Origin of the sequence: Erythrobacter westpacificensis, assembly GCF_039542285.1 — a bacterium.
GTDB lineage: Bacteria > Pseudomonadota > Alphaproteobacteria > Sphingomonadales > Sphingomonadaceae > Alteraurantiacibacter > Alteraurantiacibacter westpacificensis.
Genome location: NZ_BAABHV010000009.1, coordinates 245,644 through 267,578, shown reverse-complemented (window position 1 = coordinate 267,578; position 21,935 = coordinate 245,644). Strand labels below are relative to the sequence as shown.

The 21,935-nt window shown below is 64.6% G+C and carries 18 protein-coding genes; 12 read left to right on the top strand and 6 right to left on the bottom strand.

All coding sequences use genetic code 11. The features are described from left to right. Positions 1-6 precede the first annotated feature (6 nt). Both ABFX23_RS05975 and ABFX23_RS05970 read left to right on the top strand, forming a co-directional pair. Positions 7-708, top strand: coding sequence for a YqiJ family protein (locus ABFX23_RS05975; RefSeq protein WP_346032187.1), 702 nt, complete (start codon positions 7-9; stop codon positions 706-708). Positions 709-732: 24 nt separating this feature from the next. Next, on the top strand, positions 733-2,484 hold the full coding sequence (locus ABFX23_RS05970; RefSeq protein WP_346032186.1) for a flotillin family protein: 1,752 nt from the start codon (positions 733-735) through the stop codon (positions 2,482-2,484). A gap of 66 nt (positions 2,485-2,550) precedes the next feature. Here the strand turns inward: ABFX23_RS05970 and ABFX23_RS05965 are convergent, their stop codons facing one another. The 4 genes from ABFX23_RS05965 to ABFX23_RS05950 all read right to left on the bottom strand — a co-directional run bounded on the left by ABFX23_RS05965 (position 2,551) and on the right by ABFX23_RS05950 (position 5,529). Beyond that, positions 2,551-2,754, bottom strand: a complete 204-nt coding sequence (locus ABFX23_RS05965; RefSeq protein WP_346032185.1) for a hypothetical protein — start codon at positions 2,752-2,754, stop codon at positions 2,551-2,553. After that, on the bottom strand, positions 2,754-2,936 hold the full coding sequence (locus tag ABFX23_RS05960; RefSeq protein WP_346032184.1) for a DUF4169 family protein: 183 nt from the start codon (positions 2,934-2,936) through the stop codon (positions 2,754-2,756). The genes ABFX23_RS05965 and ABFX23_RS05960 overlap by 1 nt, the downstream gene beginning before the upstream one ends. Positions 2,937-2,939: 3 nt before the next feature. Next, a complete protein-coding gene (greB, locus tag ABFX23_RS05955) occupies positions 2,940-3,437 on the bottom strand; it encodes a transcription elongation factor GreB (RefSeq protein WP_346032183.1) in 498 nt (165 codons plus the stop codon). A gap of 148 nt (positions 3,438-3,585) precedes the next feature. Then, entirely contained in the window at positions 3,586-5,529 is a 1,944-nt protein-coding gene (locus tag ABFX23_RS05950) for a lytic transglycosylase domain-containing protein (protein ID WP_346032182.1), read from the bottom strand. A gap of 142 nt (positions 5,530-5,671) precedes the next feature. Between ABFX23_RS05950 and dapA the strand changes: the two genes are divergently transcribed. From dapA to alaS, 10 genes are all read left to right on the top strand, one after another. Next, positions 5,672-6,556, top strand: coding sequence for a 4-hydroxy-tetrahydrodipicolinate synthase (dapA, locus tag ABFX23_RS05945; RefSeq protein WP_346032181.1), 885 nt, complete (start codon positions 5,672-5,674; stop codon positions 6,554-6,556). Beyond that, positions 6,553-7,854: a hypothetical protein gene (locus ABFX23_RS05940; protein ID WP_346032180.1), complete on the top strand. Its 1,302-nt coding sequence runs from the start codon at positions 6,553-6,555 to the stop codon at positions 7,852-7,854. Before dapA ends, ABFX23_RS05940 begins: the two co-directional genes overlap by 4 nt. Before the next feature lie 81 nt (positions 7,855-7,935). Next, positions 7,936-8,418 carry an SsrA-binding protein SmpB gene (gene smpB / locus ABFX23_RS05935; RefSeq protein WP_346032179.1) on the top strand — a complete coding sequence of 161 codons (483 nt, stop codon included), beginning with the start codon at positions 7,936-7,938 and terminating at the stop codon, positions 8,416-8,418. A gap of 201 nt (positions 8,419-8,619) precedes the next feature. Next, on the top strand, positions 8,620-9,141 hold the full coding sequence (locus tag ABFX23_RS05930) for a DUF2062 domain-containing protein (protein WP_346032178.1): 522 nt from the start codon (positions 8,620-8,622) through the stop codon (positions 9,139-9,141). A gap of 67 nt (positions 9,142-9,208) precedes the next feature. Then, positions 9,209-11,674, top strand: coding sequence for a response regulator (locus tag ABFX23_RS05925; RefSeq protein ID WP_346032177.1), 2,466 nt, complete (start codon positions 9,209-9,211; stop codon positions 11,672-11,674). Positions 11,675-11,766: 92 nt separating this feature from the next. After that, positions 11,767-13,245 carry a DUF4139 domain-containing protein gene (locus ABFX23_RS05920; protein ID WP_346032176.1) on the top strand — a complete coding sequence of 493 codons (1,479 nt, stop codon included), beginning with the start codon at positions 11,767-11,769 and terminating at the stop codon, positions 13,243-13,245. A gap of 44 nt (positions 13,246-13,289) precedes the next feature. Next, the gene (locus tag ABFX23_RS05915; RefSeq protein ID WP_346032175.1) at positions 13,290-14,873 is read left to right on the top strand and encodes a DUF4139 domain-containing protein; all 1,584 of its coding nucleotides are present in this window, start codon (positions 13,290-13,292) and stop codon (positions 14,871-14,873) included. A 155-nt stretch (positions 14,874-15,028) separates the two neighbouring features. Continuing rightward, positions 15,029-16,096 carry a recombinase RecA gene (recA, locus tag ABFX23_RS05910; protein ID WP_346032174.1) on the top strand — a complete coding sequence of 356 codons (1,068 nt, stop codon included), beginning with the start codon at positions 15,029-15,031 and terminating at the stop codon, positions 16,094-16,096. Between the two features lie 210 nt (positions 16,097-16,306). Continuing rightward, positions 16,307-17,134, top strand: a complete 828-nt coding sequence (locus ABFX23_RS05905; protein WP_346032173.1) for a class I SAM-dependent methyltransferase — start codon at positions 16,307-16,309, stop codon at positions 17,132-17,134. Positions 17,135-17,184: 50 nt separating this feature from the next. Further along, positions 17,185-19,851: an alanine--tRNA ligase gene (alaS, locus tag ABFX23_RS05900; RefSeq protein ID WP_346032172.1), complete on the top strand. Its 2,667-nt coding sequence runs from the start codon at positions 17,185-17,187 to the stop codon at positions 19,849-19,851. 26 nt (positions 19,852-19,877) lie between these two features. On the opposite strand, the gene ABFX23_RS05895 is transcribed toward alaS, so the two are convergent. Both ABFX23_RS05895 and ABFX23_RS05890 read right to left on the bottom strand, forming a co-directional pair. Next, positions 19,878-20,045, bottom strand: a complete 168-nt coding sequence (locus ABFX23_RS05895; protein WP_346032171.1) for a hypothetical protein — start codon at positions 20,043-20,045, stop codon at positions 19,878-19,880. A gap of 54 nt (positions 20,046-20,099) precedes the next feature. Continuing rightward, positions 20,100-21,866, bottom strand: coding sequence for a cation:proton antiporter domain-containing protein (locus tag ABFX23_RS05890; RefSeq protein WP_346032170.1), 1,767 nt, complete (start codon positions 21,864-21,866; stop codon positions 20,100-20,102). Between the last annotated feature and the right edge of the window lie 69 nt (positions 21,867-21,935).

Below are 21,935 nucleotides of genomic sequence, written 5' to 3'. Positions count from 1 at the left end.
CCGAACTTGGAAAGGACGCCCTCGGCCGCTCGCCGGGTGGTGAGCGATACGATGAGCCTGCTTGCCGACTACAACCTGCCATTCGCGATCGCCTTTGGCCTGATGGTTTGTGCATTGGTGCTCCAGCTGATCGGCCTTGGCGACTTCGATTTCGGCGGCGACATCGAACTGGACGTCGACGCGCCGGACTTCGATGCGAACGCGGCGGAAGTGCCCGATGCCGGGTTTGGCGGAGCCTTGCTGACCCTGCTGGGGCTGGGCCGGGTTCCGCTGATGGTATGGCTGATGGTCTTCCTGCTGCTGTTCACCGTGGTGGGCATGGGCATCCAGGTGTTCGCGGAAGAACTCACCGGCAACCCGCTCTACCCATGGCTGGCCGCGCTGTTTTCCGGCGGGGCGAGCTTGCCAATCACGGCCACGCTGGTGCGTCCGCTCGGGAACATCCTGCCGCAGGACGAGACGAGCGCCGTGGGGCTGGGCAGCCTTGTCGGAAGGCGCGGAACCATCACCACCGGGAAGGCCGAGCGTGGCTCTCCCGCAAGAACGAAAGTGCGCGACCGTCATGGCCACGCGCATTACGTAATGCTCGAGCCACATGAGGATGCGAGCACGATCCACGAGGGGGACGAGGTATTGCTCGTGCGCCGCGAGGGAGGCGTCTTTTTCGGCGTCCCCCTGGCAGAGCGCAAGCTGGGGCCAGTGTCCTGACACTAGATAACGACAGGAGAAGACATGGAAGGATTACTGGATCTCGGCTTCGTGACATTGCTGGGAGGGGCCATCGCGGTCCTCGTCATCATCATCTTCCTGCTGAAGATGTATCGTCGCGCTTCGAAGGAAATCGCATTCGTGCGGACAGGCGTCGGCGGCGAAAAGGTCGTGATGAACGGGGGCGCGCTGGTGTTCCCGATCTTCCACGAGACCATGCCCGTCAACATGAACACGCTGGTGCTGAGCGTGGTGCGTCGGGATGGGGAAGCGCTGATCACGCTCGACCGGCTGCGCATCGACGTGAAGGCGGAGTTCTACGTCCGCGTGAAGCCCGACAGCGAAGCCATCGCCATGGCAGCCCAAACGCTGGGCCAGCGCACGATGCAACCCGAAATGCTGAAGGACCTGGTCGAAGGCAAGTTCGTCGACGCGCTGCGCTCCGTCGCTGCGGGCATGACCATGAACGAGCTGCACGAACAGCGCGCGGACTTCGTGCAGAAGGTGCAGCAGGTCTCGTCGAACGACCTCGCCATGAACGGCCTGGAACTTGAATCGGTCTCGCTGACCGGGCTCGACCAGACCAGCATCGAGCACTTCAACGCCAACAACGCCTTCGACGCCGAGGGCCTGACCAAGCTGACCGAACAGATCGAGGCGCGCAAGAAACTGCGCAACGATATCGAGCAGGATACCCGCGTGCAGATGGAGACGAAGAACCTCGAGGCGGCGCAGAAGAGCTTCGAGATCAGCCGCGATACTGAATATGCCCGGCTTGAGCAGGAGCGCGAAGTCGAAGTGCGCCGCGCCGCGCAGATGTCCGAGATTGCCAGCCAGCAGGCCGAGCGCCAGCGCGAGGCCGACGCCGCACGGATCGAGGCGAAGAAGCTGGTCGACGCGCAGCAGATCGAGGCTGACAGGCTGGTGGAAGAACGCCGGATCGACCAGGTCCGCGCGCTCGAGATCGCCCGCCAGGAGCAGCAGATCGCGGTGCAGAACAAGTCCCGCGAGGAAAGCCAGGCCAAGGCCGAAGCCGACGCTGCGCGCGCCAAGGCCGTCGCTGCCGAGGAACAGGTCGCCACGGCCCGCGAAAGCGAGATTGCCGAGCGTCAGAAGAAGATCGAACTGATCGAGGCGGCCAAGCAGGCAGAGCGGGACGCGATCAAGATCCGCGTCGATGCCGAGGCCGATAAGGATGCCGCCACCAACCGCGCCGAAGCTGCCCGCATGGCCGCCAAGGGCGAGGCCGACGCCACCAAGCTGCTGGCCGAAGCCGACCGCGTGAAGTTCGAAGTGGAAGCTGCCGGCCAGCGCGCCGTCAACGAAGCGGCTAACATCCTGTCGATGGAGCAGATCAGCCTGCAGACCAAGCTGGCCTTGCTGAAAGTGCTACCGGAAGTCATCCGCGAAAGCGCGAAGCCGATGGAAGCGATCGACTCGATCAAGATCGTGCAGGTCGACGGCCTTACGCAGAAGTCCGGCGCGCCCGGCACGACTGCAAACGGCTCTGGCGGCGGTTCGGGCAATCTTGCCAACGATGCCGTGGCCGCAGCGCTCGCCTACCGCGCGCAGGCACCCGTGCTGGACGGGCTGATGAAGGAACTCGGCCTCGATGGCAGCTCGCTCGGCAAGCTCGTGGAAGGCGCGGCCAACGGCAATGCCACGGCCGATTTCAGTGCCGAAGCGGAAGTGGCGGACGAAAAGAGCACGCCTTCGCTGTTCGAGGCTGAAGCCGAGGCTGGCGACAAGGATGGTAAAAGCGAAGCTGCCGAATAGTCGCAGTTCGTCTGGACAAGAAAGGGCCTCCGGCTCGCGCCGGGGGCCTTTTTGCTGGGGTGAAGACTACTCGCCGATCAGGTCGAGCCAGGCAACCACGTCGTTGTCGGTAGCGATGTAGAGGCCTTCCTGCACCTCCGCCGACTGCGCGTCGGCAATCTTCATCGCTTCCGCCAGCGGACCGTAGAACAGCGTGTTCGCCGCTCCGCCTTCGGGGCCGCCGTCGAGGTGATAGAGCCGCACGGTTGCATCCATGTAAGTCGTGCGCATCAGTCGTCCCGCTCCAGTTTCGCACCGTCCAACTGGCGTCGGGCACGCGTATCTTCCGCCTTTCGGGCCTGCTGCTCGGCCCTTCCCACGCCGTGCTGTGCGCGGGCAGAGGCGGCGTCTTTTTCCCTCGCCGCGCGGTCGCGCCGATTGCGGGCCATGCGCAGGTTTATCACTTCGGCCACGGCTCAGGCACCCTGGTCGGGATAGGTAATGGCAACCACTTCCCATTCCTTTTCGCCGCCCGGCAGGCGCACGGTGCGAAGATCACCCACCTGCGCGCCGCGCAGGGCACGGGCGATGGGGCTGGACCAGCCGACAAGGCCCTTGCCTGCGTCCTGCTCCTTGTCTCCCACGATGGTGAGCGTGCGCTCCTCGTCGTCCTCGTCCGCAATCGTCACGGTCGCTCCGAAGAACACCCGGCTCTTGTCCGGCTGCTGGCTGGGGTCGACCACCTTGGCGTGCTTCATCACCTTGGCGAGGAAAGCCAGTTCCCGGTCGATCTCGCGCATCTTCTTGCGGCCATACAGGTAATCGCCGTTCTCGCTGCGATCGCCGTTGCCGGCGGCCCAGCTGACGATCTCCACGATCTCGGGACGTTCCTTTCCCAGCAGGTGATCGTAACGGTCCTTCAGCGCGGCAAGGCCTGCGGGGGTGATGGGCTGGGTGTTGTCCGGAGAGGGCATGGACGCGCTATAAAACGAAACAGCGTTTGCTCAAGCTTTGCCGCTCGTCGAAGCCTGCGCCTCACGCAAACACGAGATGGGACGCGCCCATCGAAGCGGCGGCACTGCGCCCGCGCAACGCCGCCCTGTTCGCCTGAAACCGAGAAACCTAGCGCAGAAAGTCGGTCACGTGGCGCGGCTCTCCGGCGCGGCCGGTGCGGTCGGGATAGAGGTGTTCGTAGACCACCGCATTTTCCACCACGCGTTGCACGTAGTTCTTCGTTTCGAAGAAACCGATCTGCTCGATCCACTTGAGCCAGTCACCCGTCACCCGCGGGTCACCGTTCTCGCGCAGCCAGCGGTTCACGTTGCCGGGGCCGGCATTGTAGGCCGCGATGGCGAGCGGATAGCTGCCGTCGTAATAGGAAATCAGCCGCTCGATGTGGTTGGAACCCAGCATCATCGCATATTGCGGATCGTCGATCAGGCGGCTTGCCGAATACTGCACGCGGGCGCGGCGCGCCTCTTCCTGCGCGGTGGCGGGCATGAACTGCATGATCCCGCGCGCGCCTGCATGGCTGATGGCGTTCTCGGCAAACTGGCTTTCCTGCCGGGCAAGGGCATGGATCATGGTCCAGTTGGTGCCTGGCGGGGTATCCAGCGTGGGATAGCCGATGCGGGTAAAGCCCTCGTGCCCGTCCTCCATCGCCGAATCGGCGAGGTTCACTGCAAGGTCGCGGCGGCCGATATCGCGGGCGAGTTCGGCAACCAGCACATGCTCGGCCACTGTCTCCGCCTGGTCGGCGATGGAGCGGTAGAAGCGAATGCCGGTGCTCCACGGCGCATCGCGGGCGACTTCGGAGACAGCGCGGGTGATCGGCTTGTTGAGGAACGCCTGGCGTTCCGCCTCGGTCGGCGTGCCCTGCGGCATCCGGTCGAAGCTGGGCACGTCGCGGCCCAGCCGGTCGAGCGCCATCAGGCCATAGAACTTGTCGGCATAGTCGGCGGCCATCTCGTAATGGCGCGTCGCCTCCGCCGTGTTCCCGGCGCGGCGATAGGCCTCGCCTGCCCAGAAGAAGCCCTTGGAGCGGGTCTGCGGTGTGCGCGCGGCGGCGCCATACTGGTAGAACAGCGGCGCGGCGGCGGCGCCATCACCCAGCTGCCACAAAGCGTTGGTGCCGCCCAGCCACATCAGCGAGGTGTAATCGTCGCGCAGGCGGTATTCGCCGGTGGAGATGTCGTAGCCCGGCTCGAACGCCTCGATCGCGCGCTGCGCCACGCGGACGCTGTCGCGCGTGTTCGCGGCGCGGGCCACGGCAAGCAATTCGGTAATCCAGGCGGTCTGGTCGAGGGGAAGGGCGGCAAGCTGCGGCCCGTCCACGATCATGCGCACGGCTTCGCCGGAGCGACCTTCCTGGCGCAGTTCGCGGCTGCGGTTGAACAGATAGCCCGGATCGGCCGTCGCGCCCGGCGCGTCGGTCGCCCCGTCGCCGCCCTGAAGGATGGCGAGGCGCGCGGCGAAAACGCGGCGCTTGTTCGGAGAAACCCGATCGATCTGGCGCGCGGCGGCCTCGCCATCGCGCTGCCACAGCAGGGCGTCCATGCGCATGTCCTGGTCGGCCTGGGTGAAATCGCTGCCGAAATTGGCGAAGAGCGCGGCTTCTGCCGTCGGGCTCATCTCGCCGCCGCGCCATGCCTCCAGCGCCCAGCGCTCGGACGCGGCGCGATCCTGCCCCATCAGGGCCAGCGCATAGTGCGCCTTGGCATAGTTGGTGACGGGGTCCTGGTTCTCGAAGAAGCGCAGCAGTACGCCGGGCTCTGTGAATTCGGAACGCAGGCGCTGCTCGGCGCGGGCGCGTAGCGTCGTCTCGTCCGGGAAACCGGGGTTGGCGAGCAGGAAGTTCGCGTACTCGGTGAACGGCAACTGCGCCTGCCGATCATCCCACAAACGCTCCCACCGGGTGATTTCCTGCGCCATCGGGCCGGGCTGCTGGGCCACGAGCTGGGCGCGGTTGCGATTCCATTCGGCGGCATCCTGCGCCAATGCGCCGGAAGACATGAAAGCAGGGGCGGCCATGGCCGCAACGAGAGCTACAAGGGGAAGTCGAACCATGCTGGACATCCTATGGGGCGCATCCTTATCAGGCGCTGAATACATAATCCCTCCGAATGGGTAAGGCTATTGGGAAAGGGCGCTGTTTCGGCGCGATTTTCCTTCGAGTCGTCTTTTCACACCAACGCACGAGAGGCGTAAAATGTTCTCAGGTTCCATTCCCGCGCTCGCCACCCCGTTTGCAGGCGACGATGTCGACGAGGAAGCCTACCGCCGCTTCATCGACTGGCAGATCGAAAACGGGTCAAGCGCGCTCGTCCCCTGCGGCACGACGGGCGAAAGTGCCACGCTGGACAATGACGAGCACCACAAGGTCATCGCCGTGTGCGCAGAGGTCGCCAAGGGCCGCGTTCCGGTGATCGCGGGCGCAGGCTCCAACGATACGCAGACCGCGCTGTGGCACATCAAGGAAGCACAGACCGCCGGAGCCGACGCGCTGTTGCTGGTCGCGCCCTATTACAACCGTCCCTCGCAGGAAGGTCTGCTGGCGCATTTCAGCTACCTGGCGGAGCGGGCGGACCTGCCGATCGTGCTTTACAACGTGCCCGGCCGCACGGTGACGGACATCGCGCCCGAAACGGTGATCGAACTGCATCGCCGCTTCCCGGACAAGATCGTGGCGATCAAGGATGCCAGCGGCGACCTGTCGCGCGTCGTCACGCATCGCATGGGCGCAGGGCCGGACTTCTGCCAGCTGTCGGGCGACGATCCGCTGGTGCTGGCAGGCTACGCGCTGGGCCAGTCCGGCTGCATCTCGGTGACGGCCAACGTCGCGCCGAAGCTGTGCGCCGATTTCCACGCCGCCGCCGCCAGGGGCGATTTCGCAACGGCGCGCGAACGCAACGAGCGGCTCTACCCGCTGCACAGGGCGATGTTCGCCGACGCCAGCCCCGCGCCCGCCAAGTATGCGCTCAGCAAGCTGTTCGACTGGTTCAGCCCCGATGTGCGCCTGCCCATCGTGCCGTGCTCGGATGCCGCGAGGAAAGCGGTGGACGAGGCGATGGACCTTGCGGGGATCGCTGCGTGATCCGTCCCGTCCTCCTCGCCGCCAGCGCCCTCGCGCTCACATCCTGCGCCACCATGCCCGGCATCCAGCCGCCCGCGCTCGATGTGCTGGCGCGTGACTATTTGGCAATCCAACTGGCCATCGGCGAAAAGGACCCCGGCTACGTGGATGCCTATTACGGGCCGGAGGAACTCGCGACCCGCGCTGCCGAGCAGGACGACGACACCACGCTGCCGATGTTGCAGGCCCGCGTCACCGCGCTCGACGCGACGCTCGGGCTGATCGAGACGCAGCCCGGCACACTGGAAGCAGAGCGGGTGCGTTACCTGCGCGCAATGCTGTCCAGCGCCAAGGTGCGCCTGAGGATGCTGCGCGGCGAAGAAATCCCGTTCCAAGACGAAGCCGAGGGCCTGTTCGGCGTGCGCCCCGAACTGATCGACCTCACCACGCTGGACCCGGTGCTGGACCGCATCGAGGAACTGGTGCCCGGCGATCCATCAGACGGCCCGCTGAACGAGCGGCTCAATGCCTACCAGGACCGCTTCATCATCCCCAACGACCGCCTTCGCGCGGTGATCGACGCGGCGGTGGACGAGTGCCGCAAGCGCACCTTGCCGCACATTCCGCTTCCCGAAAGCGAGAGCTTCGACCTCTCCCTCGTCACCGACAAGCCGTGGGGCGGGTTCAACTATTACCAAGGCGACTATCACTCGGTGATCGAGATCAACACCGACCTGCCGACCCGGCTGGACCGCGCGGTGGATGTCGGCTGTCACGAGGCCTATCCCGGCCACCACGTCTATTCCACGCTGATCGAGCGGGACCGGGTGAATGAACTGGGCCAGATCGAATTCACCCTCCTGCCGCTCTATTCGCCGCGCGCGATCATTTCCGAAGGCAGCGCGGAATACGGCGTAAAGCTGGCCTTCCCCGGCAACAGTCAGCTGGAATACGAGCGCGACGTGCTGGCTCCGCTGGCAGGCATCGATGCCAGCGATATCGAGCAGTATTACGAGCTACGCGAGGCGCTGGAGGGACTGTCCGGCGCCTACTACACCATCGCTGCCGCCTATCTCGACGAAACCATGACGCGCGAGGAAGTGATCGACGCCTCGATGCGCTACCGCCTGATGAGCCGCGAACGCGCCGAACAGAGCCTGCGCTTCATGGATACCTACCGCAGCTACGTGATCAACTACGGGCTCGGCTCCGAGATCGTGGGCGCGGCCGTCGAGGCGGGAGACGCCGACATGGCGACGCAGTGGGATCGCTTCATCGGCATCCTCAGCAGCCCGACGCTGCCGGAGGATTTGATGTAGGCGCGAGGTTCCCGCTCCTAATCGGCCCTTGCCTATTGGCCTTTGCCTTTTTGCGGGGGCATCCCTACATGCGGCCACCTTATGGCCCGTCCCAAACACGCCACGTTCGACAAGCAGAAGGTCGTCGCAGAAAACCGCAAGGCGCGGTTCAATTATACTATCGAGGATACCTTCGAGGCGGGCATCGCCTTGCAGGGCACCGAGGTGAAGGCGCTGCGGGCGGGCGAGGGCTCCATTGCCGAGAGTTATGCCGAGGTGAAGGACGGGCAGGTGTGGCTGGTCAACGCCAACATTCCCGAATTCAGCCACGGCAATCGCCACAACCATGAGCCCAAGCGGCCGCGCAAGCTGCTGCTGCACCAGCGCGAGATCAACCGCCTGTTCGGCGCAGTCGAGCGCAAGGGCATGACGCTGGTTCCGCTGTCCGTCTATTTCAACGGACGAGGCCGGGCGAAAGTCGAGCTGGCGCTGGCCAAGGGCAAGCAGGCGCACGACAAGCGCGCGGCGATCAAGGACCGGGACTGGCAGCGCGACAAGGCCAGACTGCTCAGAGAACGATCCTGATGCGCGAAGCGGGCTGAATTCGCCTTCGATTGGAAGAATGCGACAGGCCGGGCGAAAATATCGCCTGAAATAGCGCGAGGGCCGTTAAGCGACGGTTGTCATCTGCTGGGCTAAAACCATCTATGAATGGCGGCGCAAAGGAGTATGGGCCAACCCATGATGAAAAGGGCGAGTCGATGGCTTTCGGCAAGGATGCCGAAAATGCCGGAGAAGGAAGAGATGGCGAGGAATCGCTGGCTCTCTCCTGTCGCCGGGACCATTGCGCGTTCGGAATTGTGGCGTTTCAATCGCCGCAGCGTGCCGCGCGGCGTGGCGCTTGGCGTGTTCGCCGCTTTCATCATCCCGTTGGGGCAGACGATCCTCGCGGTGGCGCTGGCCCTGCCTTCGCGCGCCAACCTGCCGCTTGCCGCCGTCACCACGCTGATCACCAACCCCTTCACCGTCGCCTTCTGGGCGGTAATCGCGCACAAGCTGGGCCAGTTCGTGCTGAAAATCGACGCCGCCACCACCGGCGCCGCGAACGAGCATGTGCAAAGCACCTGGTTCCAGGAATTCGCGCAGTGGGCGGAGATCGCGGGCGTTGCCGCTTTCGGCTTTGTCGTGCTGGCCGTGGTTGGTGCCGCTGTGGGCTACCTCGTGTCCAGCTTTGCCTGGCGCTTCGTGGTTGCACGCAAGTGGGGGCAGCGCCCCGGAAAACTGAAGACGCCGCAACCGGCCGAATGAACATTTTCGGGCATTGGCCTGCTATGCCGGCTAGGGCGCGGCAGGCGGCTTTGCTAGGGCTTTCGCAATGAAGATCGTCAATGCGAAGGAATCGGGCCGGCTGATCGATGTGATCGCCGTGGCGGCCGCCGTGCTGGCCAGCATCGCCCTTATCCAGCTTGCGACTTCCAACGTGACGGCAACGCTTGCCTACGCAGGCGGGCTGGTGGTGCTGGGGCTGATTGCCTTTGCAGCCGCGCGGGCGCGCGTCGGCGGGCACGCGCAGCCCGCTCTTGATACGCCCGACTGGTCAGTCACCGTTGCCGCCATAGAGCGTGCGGATCAGGCGGTTGCCATCACCGACCGTGCCAATCGGCTCGTCTGCGCAAACGCCACGTTCGAGCTGTGGTTCGGCTCCAGCAACGCGCCGCCGCGCCTGCCGGTCGACGGCACGAGTGCCGAAAAGCTCACGCGCCTGGCGCGCGCGGCCTGGCGCGACGGGCAGGGCGGGGAGCCGGTGGTCGTCGCCGACGAGGAGAAGAGCTGGGAAGCGCGCGCTGTGCGCGCAGGCGGCGGGGACGACTATCTCGTCTGGCGCTTCACCCCCGTTACCCGCACCAATCCGCTGGCCGGGATCGGCGGCCACATTACCGGCCTGTTCGGCCGCGTGCTCGGCTCCGCCGGGATCGCCGTGGCGCTGGTTTCGCCCGATGGCATGGTGCGCGCGGCCAGCCCCGCGCTCGCGCGCCGCGCTCTGGGAGACGAGAACGCCAGCATGTCGGGCCAGGAATTCGTGCGCCTGCTTCGTTCAGACGATCGCGAGCGCATCTTCTTTGCGCGCGAGGGGCAGAAGGGCTCTCCGCAAACGCTGGTGCAGGTGCCGCTGGTCGATCCCGATGTGGCGGCAGCGGAACAGGTGCCCGGCAAGGCTGCTGCCGAAGCGCCCTCGATCATGCTGCTCATCGATTCCGGCATCGGCCTTGGCGGCTGGGGCGGGGAAGCGAAGGGGCAGGCGGCGCAACTGGAAAGCTTGCTGGAACAGTTGCCGCTGGGCCTTGCCACGACCAATCGCGATGGCAAGTTCCTCTTCGCCAACCCGGCCTTCCGGCGTGCATCCGGTATCGGCGCGGACCTGCCGCCCTATCCCTCGGACCTGGTGGTGCCGCGAGACAAGACCGCCATGTCCGATGCCGTGCGACGCTATGGCCAGGGGCCTGCTTCCAGCGGCGACGTGGCCGTGCGCCTGCGCGGCGATCCGGACGAGCCTGTCAGCATCGGCCTTGCCGGTGTGCGCGGGCTGGGGGAAGCGGCGGTGCTGCTTTCGCTGGCGGACACGACGGAGGAAGCGCGGCTGAAGCGGCAGGTGGCGCAGGCCACCAAGATGCAGGCCGTGGGCCAACTGGCGGGCGGCGTCGCGCACGATTTCAACAACGTGCTCACCGCTATAATCGGTTATTGCGACCTCATGCTGCTGCGCCATACGCCGGGCGACAGCGACTACGACGATATCCAGCAGATCAAGGCCAACTCCAACCGCGCGGCCAGCCTGACGCGGCAGTTGCTCGCCTTCAGTCGCCAGCAGACGCTGCAACCCGAAGTGCTGCAACTGCCCGACGTGCTGAGCGAGGTCAGCCATCTGCTCAAGCGGCTGCTGGGCGCCAAGATCACGCTGAAAGTGCGACACGACCGCGGCCTCGGCCCCGTGCGCGCCGACCCGCGCCAGCTCGAGCAGGTGATCATCAACCTCGCCGTGAACGCGCGCGATGCGATCCAGGCCAGCGGCGGCGGAGAGGGTGCCAGCGGCACGCTGACCTTCGCCACCCGCCGGGTGGAAGCGAAGGATATCCGCCGCATGGGGAGCGAGATCATCCCCGCAGGCGACTACACCGTGCTGATCGCGGAGGATACCGGCGGCGGCATCCCGCAGCACGTGCTGGGCAAGATCTTCGAGCCGTTCTTCACCACCAAGGAGCAGGGCAAGGGCACTGGACTCGGCCTCTCCACCGTCTACGGCATCATCAAGCAGTCAGGCGGGTTCATCTTCGCCTCCAACGCCAAGGCGCCTGACGGCGGCATCAAGGGCGCGCGCTTCACCATCTACCTGCCCGTTCACGAGGCGACCGAGGAAGAGCTGAAACGCGCCGAGGTGGAAGAGAAGGGCCGCGACTGGTCGGGCGGCGGCTGCATCCTTGTGGTGGAGGACGAGGACATGGTCCGCGCCGTCGCCGAGCGCGCGCTGGCGCGGCAGGGCTACACCATCGTCACCGCCAGCGACGGGGACGAGGGACTGGAGATCGTCCAGTCCGGCAAGCACGAGTTCGACCTCGTCGTGTCCGACGTGGTGATGCCCAGCATGGATGGCCCCGCCATGGCCCGCGAGATTCGCAAGACCAATCCGGACCTGCCGATCCTGTTCATGTCGGGCTATGCCGAGGGACAGTTGCGCGACGAAATCGATATCGAGGCGATGCATTTCATCCCCAAGCCCTTCAGCGTCAGGCAGATCGCCGACAAGGTTGGCGAAGTGCTGGCGAACCCGCGCAAAGGCGGTTAGCGTGCTGATCGCAAAGGATGATTCCGGCGTTCACGTACGATACAGGTCGTGATACCTTATATCATCGTCGTGTAGAGGGAGGGACTGCCGACATGAAATTCACCCGCCAGGCCACAGCCGCAATTCTCGCTGCCAGCGCGCTGACGCTGCCTGCATCGGCCCAGCAGCAGGTGCAGGAGGGAACGGCGCAGGGCGACGTTTCCGTCACCATCTACCAGAACGGCCAGTCGCTGGTGCAGGATATCCGCCGGCTCGATATCCCGCGCGGCACAACGCGCATCGAGTTTCCCGATGTCTCCGCGCAGATCCGCCCGGCAACGCTCAGCTTCAATGCCGAGAACACCGCCATCGTCGAGCAGAACTTCGACTTCGACCTGCTGACACCCACCAAGCTGATGGAAAAGGCCATCGGCCAGACCGTAACGCTGGTGCGCACCAATCCTGCCACCGGCACCGAAGTGCGCGAGCGGGCCGAAGTCCTCTCCACCGCGGGCGGCGTGGTGGTGCGCATCGGCGACCGGATCGAGGTGCTGCGCGACGACGGCCTGCCCGTGCGCGTGGTGTTTGACGAGGTGCCGCCCAACCTGCGCGCGCGCCCCACCTTGTCCGTCACCCTGAATTCCACCAGCAGCGGTACGCGCGATGCCTCCATCCGCTATCTCACGCCGGGCCTTGGCTGGACGGCAGACTATGTCGCGCTGTTCGATGAAACGAACGGCACGGTGGACATGCAGGGCTGGGTCACGCTCACCAACACCACCGGCACCACGTTCCACGCTGCCGATACGCTGCTCGTGGCAGGCTCGCCCAATGGTGGCGGAGGCCCGCGCCGCGACATGGTGCGCCCCGGTACCCAGACTGCCGACCGCGAGCGGCTCGGCGATTTCTACCTTTACCCGCTGGAAGAGCGCACCACGATCGCCAACGCTCAGACCAAGCAGGTCGGCTTCCTCGACGCGCAGGGCGTGCCCGCGAGCCGCGTCTATTCGATCGGCGCCTACTGGCTGGCGAACGATGAGGACTTCCGCCCCGCCTCCACCGCCATCAGTTTCAACTCCAGCCGTGAAGGCGGGCTGGGCGATGCGCTGCCTGCGGGCACCGTCCGCTTCTACCAGCGCGATGCCGAGGGTAACCCGCAGTTCATCGGCGAAAACGGCATCGGCCACACGCCCATGGGCAGCACGCTGTCGCTGCGCACCGGCGATGCCTTCGACGTCTACATGCAGGCCGAGGTCGAGGACCGCGAACGCATCACCGCCGCCGAATACGAGGCGAGCCGTCGCTACCGCGTGCTCGAGGATGGCCAGGTGGTGCGCGAAGTCGAGGTGGAGCGCGCAGTCGACTATTACCGCACCACGATGAAATACACCTTCACCAATGCCAAGCCGGAGCCGGTTGTGGTGCAACTCACGCAGAACGGCCTCGGACAGTACTGGTGGGGTTGGGATTTCCGCGTGGTGAGCGAGGACGTGGAAGGCGAGCAGATCAACCGCGACACCCGCCTCTATCGCGTCTCCGTGCCCGCCAACGGCGAGCGCGAAGTGCGCGTGACTTACGAGACGCGGTTCTGAGGGGAAGGGCGGTGCGCCTCCCTACCTTGCTTAGTGCGACTGTCATGGCGTCTCTTGCCGTGGCCTGTTCGACAGCGGCCAACGCGCAGGATCGCGTGATCGTTGAGGCGAGCGAGCCGGAAAGCCTCGCCGTCACCGTCTATCGCGATCCCAATCGCGGCGTGGGCGGCACGATGAACACGCGCTGGCCGCAGGGTTTCGCGATGATTTCCGAAACCCGCACCGTTACCCTGCCGCCGGGGGAATCCCGCATCCGTTTCGAAGGCGTGGCGGAAGGCATGGTCGCCGTTTCCGCCATCGTCACGGGCCTGCCGGGCGGCACGATCGAGAAGAACCGCAACGCCGACCTGCTAAGCCCTGCCGCACTGGTGGACGGCACGCTTGGCAACCGCGTCACCATTACCCGCACCAATCCGGGCACCGGAGAGGCAGCGAGCGAGGACGCGATCATCCGCACCCGCGCCGACGGCGGTATCGTCCTGCAAACGCGGGACGGCTACGAGGCGGTGCGCTGCTCCGGCCTGCCCGAACGGCTGACGTTCGATGACATTCCCGATGGCCTCTCGTCCGAACCGATCTTCTCCATCGACACCCGCGATGCCAGCGGCGGCACATATACGGTCACGCTCTCCTACCTCGCCTGGGGCTTCGACTGGGAGGCGAGCTATGTCGCCACCCTCCACGAAGGCCGCGACGCCGACGATGTCCGTTTCGACCTGACGAGCTGGCTGACGATCCTCAACGACAACGGCCAGAGCTTCCCCGACGCAGAACTGATGGCCGTTGCGGGTACGCTGAACGTGACCAGCGATTTCGAGAACCTTGCCGATCCGCCGACTGCGCGGCCCCTTCGCCTTACGTGCTATCCCATCGGCAGCACCGCGCGCGGTTCACCCATCAATTATCCGCCGCCGCCTCCTCCGCCGCCGCCCCCTCCGCCGATGGCGATGATGGCGGACGGGATCGTCGTCACCGGCTCGCGGGTTCAGCGCGTGGCGATGGAATCGGCAGCGCCGGTGATGGCCGGGGAAGAACAGCTGGGCGACCTCAAGCTCTACCGCGTGCCCGTGCCGGTCGATGTGAACGCGCAAGGGCTGAAGCAGGTCGCATTCCTGCGCGAGGAGGGCGTCGAGGGCGAACTCGTTTACGAGAGCGATTGTACCCCGTGGAACTGGAACGCCGATCCCGCACCTGCGCGCCTCCTGCTGGAAACGGTGAACGACGACGAACACGGCCTCGGCGTGGCACTGCCCACAGGCACGGTCTCGGTCTTCGAGCGGGGGCCGCGCGGCGAGCTGCTGGTGGCGGAGGAGACGCTGCGCGATTACGCTTCGGGGCAGGATGTGGAACTCTCGCTGGGCGAATCCGCGCAGGTGTTCGTCGCCTGCAACCATGCCGGAGCGAAGGACCCGCGTGAGGCGGGCGCGCGCTGGATGGATGCGCGCGCGACTCTCACCAATGCCAATCCACATCCCGTCACCGTGCGCATCCAGCTTGGCTTCAACAGCCAGTGGCGGTTTCGCGGCCTGCGGGAGCGTTTGCGCAACGGCCAGCGAATCGTTCTGGTCAATGTTCCGGCAAACGGAACGCGAGTTCTGGATTGGCAGGTTGGGGAAGTCACTGACTAGGCGCGATTTCACGCCAGCAATGGCGGAAATCCGAGCCTGCCGGCCGAAATCCAACAAAAATTCTGTTCCACTCTTGTTCTTATGGAACAAAGTGGGTACATCTGCTGCTGTTGAAGAGTTAGACAAGACCCTAGCAAGCAGATGGAGGCCATGTCATGGCAGGTGCAAATCTGAAATTGGTTGAAAAGGAATCCAACGTGGACCGTCAGAAGGCGCTGGACGCCGCACTTGCCCAGATCGATCGCGCATTCGGCAAGGGCTCGGCAATGAAGCTGGGCCAGAAGGAAGCCATGCAGGTGGAATCGATTTCCACTGGCTCGCTCGGGCTTGATATCGCGCTTGGCGTGGGCGGCCTGCCCAAGGGCCGCGTGATCGAGGTCTACGGGCCTGAAAGCTCGGGCAAGACCACGCTGGCGCTGCACTGCATTGCAGAGGCGCAGAAGGCCGGCGGCACCGCTGCCTTCGTCGATGCCGAGCACGCGCTCGATCCCGTCTATGCCAAGAAGCTGGGCGTCGACATCGACGAACTGATCGTCTCGCAGCCCGACACGGGTGAGCAGGCGCTGGAAATCACCGATACGCTCGTGCGGTCGAATGCGATCGACATTCTCGTTGTCGACTCGGTTGCAGCCCTGGTGCCGCGTGCCGAGATCGAAGGCGAGATGGGCGACAGCCACGTCGGTCTCCAGGCGCGCCTGATGTCGCAATCGCTGCGCAAGCTGACCGGCTCGATCAACCGTTCCAAGTGCATGGTGATCTTCATCAATCAGCTGCGCATGAAGATCGGCGTGATGTACGGCAACCCGGAGACGACGACGGGCGGCAACGCGCTGAAGTTCTACGCCTCGGTCCGTCTCGACATCCGTCGCACCGGCCAGATCAAGGACCGCGACGAAGTGGTGGGCAACTCCACCCGCGTGAAGGTGGTCAAGAACAAGGTCGCCCCGCCGTTCAAGCAGGTCGAATTCGACATCATGTACGGCGAGGGCATCTCGAAGATCGGCGAAATTCTCGATCTCGGCGTGAAGGCCGGGGTGGTCGAGAAGAGCGGCTCGTGGTTCAGCTACGACAGCGTTCGCATCGGCCAGGGCCGCGAGAACGCCAAGACCTTCCTCAAGGAGAATCCCGAAGTTCGCGACAAGTTGGAGGCTGCTATCCGCGGCAAAACCGATGAAGTCGCCGAGGAGATGATGACAGGGCCGGACGCGGACCCCGAAGACTGATCTCCTCAAGAAGGCCGCCGGAGGTTTTTGCGTCCAGGACTGTGTTCCAGGTGTTCCAGGATAGTTGGAAACCGCCAGTCCGAATGGCCTTGCGAAACCGGAGCCGGCGAGCGGTGGCCCTCGTGCCCCCAACGCCGGCTTCTTCGCATCTTGCACATTGCCGAGTGCCGGGTCGCCCGATAACACCGGCGTCTCTAGGGGAGAAACGTGTTGGTCGACAAGAGCGAGTGGCAGGGCAAGAGCGGCGAGACCTGGGCTGCAGAATGGCGCAGGACGGATCGCAGTTTTACCCGCCTGACCGAACGGCTCCTCCAGAGAACCCGGGAGTTCACCTTCCGCAAGGTGCTGGACGTCGGCTGCGGCGCGGGCGAACTCTCCCTCGCGATCGCCCGCGGACGCCGGGACGTGACCGTCACCGGGGTAGATGTCTCACCGAAGCTCATTGAAGCGGCGACCGAACGGGGTAGCCATCTCGGGAACGTGCGGTTCATACTGGCGGATGCCGCCGAATGGGCCAGCGATCACGCGACCGCGCCTGATTTCCTGATCTCCCGTCACGGTGTCATGTTCTTCGGCGATCCCCCCGCGGCTTTTGCAAACCTGGCCAGGCAGGCCCAGAAGGACGCGGGACTGATGTTCTCGTGCTTCCGCGATGTATCCGAGAATCCGTTCTTCACCGAGGTCGGCAAGCTCCTTCCGGAAGCTCCACCCCCCATAGACGCGGCGGCACCTGGTCCTTTCGCCTTTGCGGACAAAGACAGGGTGACGTCCATCCTCTCGGCGGGAGGCTGGACCGATATCGCATTCGAGGCGGTCGACTTTCCGATGATCGCCGGAGCTGGCGAAAATGCCGTGGAGGATGCTTTCGCCTATTTCTGCCGCATCGGTCCCGCAGCCCGCGCTTCGGCCGAGCTTGAAGGCGAGGAGAAAGACCGGTTCCTTAGCCGCGTGCACGCTCTATGTGAGCGCCACGACCATGACGGGATCGTCGCCTTGCCCGCCGCTGCGTGGATCGTGACGGCAAAGAAGGCCAGTTAGTGGCGCAACGCGGCTTGCCGGAGGGCCAATTGCCCCCTAATTCGCCTTGCATGACTTCGACCAACGATATTCGCCGCACTTTTCTCGATTACTTCGCGGCCAACGATCACCAGATCGTCCCGTCGGCACCCCTAGTGCCGTACAACGATCCTTCGCTCATGTTCGTGAATGCGGGCATGGTGCCGTTCAAGAACGTGTTCACGGGTGTCGAGACGCCGCCCGCGCCGCGCGCCACCAGCAGCCAGAAATGCGTGCGTGCCGGTGGTAAGCACAACGACCTCGACAATGTCGGGTACACTGCGCGGCACCTGACGTTCTTCGAGATGCTCGGCAACTTCAGCTTCGGCGACTATTTCAAGGAGCGGGCGATCGAACTCGCCTGGAACATGGTCACGAAGGAATTCGGCCTGGATCCGAAACGCCTTACAGCCACGGTCTATCATACGGACGATGAAGCTTTCGACCTGTGGAAACGAATCGCCGGCCTGCCTGAAGAGCGCATCATCCGCATCCCCACGAAAGACAATTTCTGGGCGATGGGCTCCGATGGTCCCTGCGGTCCTTGCTCGGAAATATTCTGGGATCACGGGCCCGATGTGGCGGGCGGCCCTCCCGGCTCGCCGGAGGAGGACGGGGACCGGTTCGTTGAAATCTGGAACCTCGTCTTCATGCAGCACCTGCAGGAAGCCGACGAGATTACCGGAGACCTGCCGCGCCCCAGTATCGATACCGGGATGGGGCTCGAGCGCATTTCTACCGTCCTCCAGGGTGTCCACAACGTGTTCGAGACGGATACGTTCAAGACCATCATCGCAGCCAGCGAAGACCTCTCCGGCGCGCGCGCCGAGGAAGATAGCGCGCTGGCAAGCCACCGGGTGATCGCAGACCACCTGCGCTCCACGAGTTTCCTGATCGCGGATGGCGTGCTGCCGTCGAACGAGGGGCGCGGATACGTGCTGCGTCGCATCATGCGCCGCGCGATGCGGCATGCGCATCTGCTGGGCGCGGACAAGCCGCTCATGCACCGCCTCGTGCCGACGCTGGTAAGCGAGATGGGGCAGGCTTATCCCGATCTTGGCCGCGCGCAGGCGCTCATCACCGAAGTTCTCGAGCGGGAGGAAAGCCGCTTCCGTCAAACGCTGGAAAAAGGCCTGCGCCTGCTCGACGACGAAGCCGGCTCGCTCGGTGAAGGCGATAGCCTGCCGGGTGAGACCGCCTTCATGCTCTACGACACCTATGGCTTCCCCTATGACCTTACCGAAGACGCGCTGCGTTCGCGCGGCGTTGGTGTGGATCGCGAGGGCTTCGATGCCGCCATGGCTCAGCAGAAGGCCGCCGCACGTGCGGCATGGAAGGGCTCCGGTGCTGCGGCAGATGGCGACCATTGGTTCGACATCGCCGAGCGCGAGGGTGCTACAGAATTTACCGGCTATGCCTCCACGGAAGGCGAGGGCCGTGTTGTCGCGCTCGTCGTCGACGGCAAGGAAGTGAGCAGGGCAGACAGCGGGCAGGAGGTGACGATCCTGACCAACCAGACCCCGTTCTACGGCGAAAGCGGCGGGCAGACCGGCGATGCCGGCGTGATTACCGGCGACCATCGCCTGGAGATCGCGGTCTCGGATACCTCCAAACCACTTGGTCGCCTGCACGCGCACCATGGCAAGATCAATTCCGGTACCATCGCAGTAGGCGATACCGTCCATCTCGCCATCGATGCGGAGCGCCGCGACAAGATTCGCGCAAATCACTCGGCCACGCATCTGGTCCACGCCGCTCTTCGCAATCACCTTGGCGAGCACGTGACCCAGAAAGGTTCACTCGTCGCCGAGGACCGCCTTCGTTTTGACTTCTCGCATCCCAAACCGATCACGCCCTCGGAAATCGCTGCGATCGAAGCCGAAGTGAACGCCGAAATCCGCGCCAACGACGAAGTGCGCACGCAGTTGATGAGCCCAGACGATGCCATCGAAGCGGGCGCGATGGCGCTGTTCGGAGAGAAATACGGCGAGGAAGTGCGCGTCCTCTCCATAGGCCGGCCGAACTGGGAAGGCACCGGGCGCAATTACTCCGTGGAACTTTGCGGAGGGACACACGTGCGCGCGACCGGCGATATCGGCCTGTTCCGCATCATTTCGGAAAGCGCCGTCTCGTCGGGCGTGCGGCGGATCGAGGCCCTGACAGGCGAAGCCGCGCGCCAGTGGATCGTGAGCCGCGAGGAAGCTCTCAAATCGGTCGCGGCAACGCTCAAGACCGTACCGGACGAGGTCGAGGCGCGCGTGGCAGCACTGGTCGACGAACGTAAGACACTTGAACGCGAACTGGCCGAAGCGAAGAAGCAGCTCGCTCTTGGTGGGGGTGGGGCTGCCCCTCAGACCGACGAAGAGGTCGGCGGAGTCAAGTTTTCCGGCCAAGTGCTTTCCGGCATGAATTACAAGGAATTGCGCGGCCTGCTTGATGAGGCAAAGTCCCGCATGGGTTCCGGCGTTGCCGCGATCTGCGCGGTGAATGACGGAAAAGCGGCTTTTGCGGTCGGTGTTACCGACGACCTTACGAGCACGATCAGTGCAGTCGATCTCGTCCGGGTCGGTGTAGAGGCGCTTGGCGGAAAAGGCGGCGGTGGCCGACCGGACATGGCACAAGGCGGTGGGCCTGATGGCGGGAACGCAGATGCCGCCCTGGCCGCCGTGCGCGAGGCACTGGCGACCGAAGCGGCATAAGCTTCAGTAATCGGTCCGTACGGGAATCAGTCCGTGCGGTTTTGGGCGGCGCGGCGGCGGTCTCCGTCGCTGCCGCGCGGAACGTCCTTCATGTTGCGCGTTGCGCGGCCGTGCTCTTGGCCGTCGGCGACGTTCTTCGGCTTGAACTTCTCGTCGTTGGGAACGGGCTTCGTCGGATCTTTTTGTTCGCTCATGGGAAATTCTCCTTTCCCACCCAACGCGCCAATCCGTTTGAATTTCCGAGAATTTCAGCTTTCTGCCGTGCTTGTGCGCAGTTTCGGCTTGCTTTCCAGGGCGCCTTCCTCACGGATCTGCTCCCTGAATTCGTCGCGTTTTTCGTGGATGGACGCGATTACCGGCCCCATGGCGACGCCCAGGTCCACCAGTGCCGCTTCGGATAGCTGGAGTGAGCTCTCGAGGGTCTCCGGTACGGCGGTAGAGGCGCCGCTTCGGTAAAGCTCCGCCGCGTGGAAACTGTCGCGCGCTCGGGCGATGATCGGCATATCAGGACGTGCGGCGCGCAATTTCTTGACCAGCCTTTGCGCGAGAACGTGCTCGTCCATGGTCAGGATAACCGCCGGTGCGTTTTCAATGCCCAGCCTGTCCAGCGCGTCCGAACGCATGGCGTTGCCGTAAATGGCATAATAGCCTTCACGCCGCGCCCTTTCGATCAGGTCCGAATCGGCATCGACGCCGACGTAGGCCTTTCCGTGGGCATCCAGCATCTGCGCAACTAGCCTGCCGACGCGGCCGAAGCCCACGATGACAACCCGCGGCGTGGATGGATCGCCATCGATTTCCTCCAGCGAGGGGGCGGGCTCCACCCGGCCTGCCACGTGGCGCCCGAGAAGCGCGAGGAGCGGCGTGATGGTGAGGCCGATGGCGGTTACGATCTGCCAGAACTGGGCTGTTCCGGGCTGGATCAGCAGGGCGTTCGTCGCGGCCGCCAGGACGATGAGGGTCGTCTCCGAGGGGCTGGCCATCAGGATGCCGGTTTCCGTCGCCGTGCTGCGCCGCGCGCCCATCAGGCGCAGCAACACGCCGGTGACGACGGCTTTCAAGGTCAGCACGCCCACCACGGCAGCAAGTATCAGCCAGAGGTTGTCCCAGATCGTGGCGAGGTCGATGCTCATGCCCACGGTAATGAGGAAGATGCCCAGAGCGAGGCCCTTGAAGGGCTCCATGATGCCTTCGACTTCGGTGTGGTATTCGGTTTCGGCGATCAGCAGGCCCGCGATCAGCGCGCCCACGATAGGCGACAGGCCGACGAATGCCGTGGCAAGGCTCGCGCCGATTACGACCAGAAGACTGGCGGCAAGGAAGAGTTCCGGGCTCTTCGTACGGGCAGCCTGGGCAAACAGGCGCGGTAGCAGCAGGCGTCCGCCCACCATCAGCACTACGACGACGATAAGCCCATGCAGCAGCGTATCCCACAAACCGGTCAAACCTTCCGCCTGCGCGAACGGTGCCATCGCGCCGAGCAGGAAGATGACCGGGACGATCATGATATCCTCGAACAGCAGCATGGACAGTGCAGCGCGGCCCACCGGTGTATTCGTTCCAGAAATAGGCAGCACGAGGGCAGTGGAGGAGAACGCCAATGCCAGGCCCAGCGCCATCGCGCCTGTCCAGTACTGGCCCATCATCGACAGGATCGCCGCCATCAGCGAACCGATCACAAGCAATTCCAGCGCACCGAGGCCGAACACCAGCCGTCGTAACTGCCACAGGCGGTTGAAGCTGAGTTCCAGCCCGATGGCGAACAGCAGCAGAATGATGCCGAATTCGGCGAACGGCTCAAGCCGCTCCTGATCGGTGATGGTAACGTGCGACAGCCATTCGTATTCCATCACCATTCGGCCAAGCCCGTAGGGGCCGACCAACAGGCCAACGAGGATGAAGCCGATGATCGGGGTCACCCGGAACCTGGCGAAAAGGGGGATCACGATCCCGGCCGCGCCCAGGATAACAAGCGCGTCCTTCATGATCGGGGAAATTGCTTCAGCACCGTGCATTGTGCGTCATTATCAAAGATCGGCAGCGGGATAACAACCGTTATATTGCGCTGCAGCGGTCTGTCTCGA